At 57.9% G+C, this 3,022-nt stretch carries 4 protein-coding genes; all 4 read right to left on the bottom strand.

Annotation, left to right across the window (positions count from 1 at the left end; translation table 11 throughout):
- Positions 1–174: 174 nt before the first annotated feature.
- The 4 genes from ACOCD2_RS15425 to ACOCD2_RS15440 are packed head-to-tail and all read right to left on the bottom strand — an operon-like array spanning position 175 to position 2,625.
- Positions 175–771 carry a hypothetical protein gene (locus ACOCD2_RS15425; protein WP_293643950.1) on the bottom strand — a complete coding sequence of 199 codons (597 nt, stop codon included), beginning with the start codon at positions 769–771 and terminating at the stop codon, positions 175–177.
- The gene (locus tag ACOCD2_RS15430; protein WP_293643952.1) at positions 768–1,040 is read right to left on the bottom strand and encodes a hypothetical protein; all 273 of its coding nucleotides are present in this window, start codon (positions 1,038–1,040) and stop codon (positions 768–770) included. Before ACOCD2_RS15430 ends, ACOCD2_RS15425 begins: the two co-directional genes overlap by 4 nt.
- Positions 1,037–1,924 carry a hypothetical protein gene (locus ACOCD2_RS15435; RefSeq protein ID WP_293643954.1) on the bottom strand — a complete coding sequence of 296 codons (888 nt, stop codon included), beginning with the start codon at positions 1,922–1,924 and terminating at the stop codon, positions 1,037–1,039. Before ACOCD2_RS15435 ends, ACOCD2_RS15430 begins: the two co-directional genes overlap by 4 nt.
- Complete coding sequence (locus tag ACOCD2_RS15440; RefSeq protein WP_293643956.1) at positions 1,816–2,625, bottom strand: PKD domain-containing protein; 810 nt, start codon at positions 2,623–2,625, stop codon at positions 1,816–1,818. Before ACOCD2_RS15440 ends, ACOCD2_RS15435 begins: the two co-directional genes overlap by 109 nt.
- Positions 2,626–3,022 lie beyond the last annotated feature (397 nt).

The following is a 3,022-nucleotide window of genomic DNA, read 5'->3' on the forward strand; positions in this document are numbered from 1 at the left end:
AATAACACATAGACCAATATCATCCACTGTATCTTGCTCTTTCTCATCGTTATTTACCTTCGGTTTCGTAGCCGGGGGCGCATGTACTGGCAATACCAAGAATTTCTCAAGATCCTCCTAACATGTGGCACTTACGTTCGACTCAGATCGCAGGCTGATAACTGGGTCGCCACTTCATGGAGCATTGCGGCGTATCGTCTTTTCCTTTCCATCAGGAAGAAATCTCCTTCCCTTGCCAGTAAGACATATCTCCCATTCTTCTTTGGTCAGTCCATAACGACCCAACAAGTTAAAAGCGTCTACCCCACACTGCTTCCTCGCATCTCTAAGATATTCCATACCATCTCCACAGACGTCCAAATAGGGTTCGATCATTTCTCGTTTCCGAATACGATACTTGATGTTTTCAACAACATTCATAGGAAATTCTAACCACTGACAGTCTCTCCAATAATTTACGGCAGCACCCCACCCGCCCCAAGCACCCCTGCCCTTACCTTTTTTCTCCCACTCCTCTTTTGTCCACTCCCTCCAGTGCATGGGCTCGAGTTCGATGTCCTCACCATCCCATTCCGCTTTCCAGGCTTCACCCCAGCCCAGCCTGCCATCTTTCTTGTTACGCAGCGTTTTGGGCCAGTAGCCCGCCGCGTAGACAATCATTTCCGGGCTACCCTTGGAAAACCCGCCTTTCCCGATCTCCGGTTTTGGCCGCTCCCACGCCGGGATGTAGTAGCGGCCCATTTCATCCGAAAACACTTCTATGCGTTTCACCACGCCACCACGCCACCACCTACATGGATGGTTCCACCAATGGTTCCCAGCAGCTGCGGCCAGTCCATGAAAATGGTTGCATGGGGAATGGGCTGGCCGGTTTCTCCATCCACGATGCGCCCCTGGATGGCATCCGACCGCACATACCCCCAAGGCACGATACCCAGCACCGAAATGACAAGCAGTACCAGCAACAGAAACAGAAACAGAATCAGCCATTTGCGCCGCCGCCAGTTCTCTACCACAATTCGCGGCCAGGCGCTCGTCACATCCCCTCCACCTTCCACACCCCCCGGGCATCGCGCAGCAGCTGGATGAGAAACACCCGGTCGGTGCCGTCGATGGTTTCACCGATGGCATACTCGGCATAGTTCAGTCCGGTCTCCACGGTCTCGGGTGCGGAGAAGCCGGGAACGATGGCGGGCATGTGCGGCAGCAGCAGGTAGAACACCTTTTCATAGCCCCCTTCGGCCTTGTCCAGCAGGAAGCTTTGGGACAACCCCAGGTTTTTGCCGGACAGTGCGGTGGCCATGCCAGCCCAAAGGGTTTTGAGGCGGCTGTCCAGGGCGGCTCGGTCGATGATGGCGATGACCAAGGTTTGGGTATAAGTCTGGCTCTGGCTGTCGGTCAATGTGAGACGGGGGAAATACAGGCCGGCAGTGCTGTAGTTGTGGGTGACGGGTGCATTGAAGCGGGTGGTGAGGGTGCTGTCTGCCACACCGTCGCCATCGAAGTCCCAGTCGGCCTGTACGATACTGAGACCGGCAGGGATATCCGGCACAAACAGTACCTCTGCCGGGGCAAAGGCGCGGTGGGGGGCGGCATTGAGTTGGAAGGCGGCGCTGCCGCTGCGGGTAACGGTCAGGCTCTGGCTGATCTGTTTGCCGCTTTGTCCGGTGGCCGTGATTTCGATGCTGTTGCTGCCCATTTGCAGCGGTACACGCAGGGCGAATTCGCTGCCCCAGGGCGTCCCGCCACGCTGCACGGGAATGCCGTTGATTGTGACGCCGGTATTCCAGGACGCATCGAGGGTGCCTTCGACGATCACCGCCTCGTCGGCAAGGGTCGCGCCATCGGCGGGTGTGGTGATGCCAAGTACCGGTGCTGTGCTTTGAGCCGGGTCATCGGGATAGAAATCGGCGCTGTTGGCCACGCCGTCGCCATCCCGTCGGGGTCGGCATTGTCGCCGATGCCGTCCTGGTCGAAATCATAGGCGTCGTTGGGGTCATCGGGGAAGGCGTCGTGTTCGTCGGGGATACCGTCGCCGTCCCGGTCGCCGGTGCCGCCCGGCGTGATGGTGATTTCAACTGGATCCTGCGCCGTAAAGCCAAATTGGTCGGTAATTTCCAGCTCGAATTCCAGCACGGTTGCCGTGGTCACGGCAGGTGCGCTGAAGGTGGTTTGTGCCTGATCCGGGTGCTGCAGGATCACCTGGGAACCACTGAGCTGGCGCCATTGGTAACTTTCGATGCGGCCGCCCGGGGCTTCGCTGGCGCTGCCGTCGAGGGTCACGGTGGCCTGTGACGCGACAGTCTGGTCATCTCCGGCCCGGACCACTGGCAGCTGGATCTGCACCGCGCGGGCCTGAAGTATGCCGCCGTTGCGCACCACGAAATCAGCGCCCAGTGTAATCCGGCCTGCGGCGAAAACGGTATTTGCCCCCGCCGGGACTTCACTGGCGGTGACGTTGAGTTCCCCTCTGGCGGCACAAAGGCTGTCACCGGAAAAAACAATGCCGGAAAGATGCAGGTCGGTTTTGCTGGGGCAGCCGGGCGGTGGCGCTGCGAATAGCGGCCAGGAAAGAATCAGATTGAAAAGCACAAGAAAAGAAAGCAGGTTTTTCTTCCCGGGCAAGCGCTTTCCTGAGCGCCCCCTCCCTTTCCTTGCCCCGCCGCCAGCGCGTATTGCGCTGATGCTGGATCCAGCGCATGAAAAACAGATCCCGCGTCGAGCCTTCGCCAATTTCCCAAGAGGATGCATCTCTGTATTCCTTGATGTGTACTTGAGCTGTGTCTCAAAATACCATTTCGGGGGGGGGGGGGGGGGGGGGGGGAGAACCCAACATACCATTTCGGGGGGGGGTAAAACGCGAACCCGGTCACAGTTCTGCTTGTTGGCTTGTCTTCGTGTTTAGTGAAAACACAAATAAAACTTAATCCCGGATGGCCGGCGTCTCGATTTTCAGCCCGTTGCCCCGGGAGGTGACATACACTTCGAGGTTGATGTACTCATCAGAACCCGGCAGAAAAGG

It is taken from the genome of Thiolapillus sp. (assembly GCF_048562965.1).
Lineage (GTDB): Bacteria > Pseudomonadota > Gammaproteobacteria > Chromatiales > Chromatiaceae > Thiolapillus > Thiolapillus brandeum_A.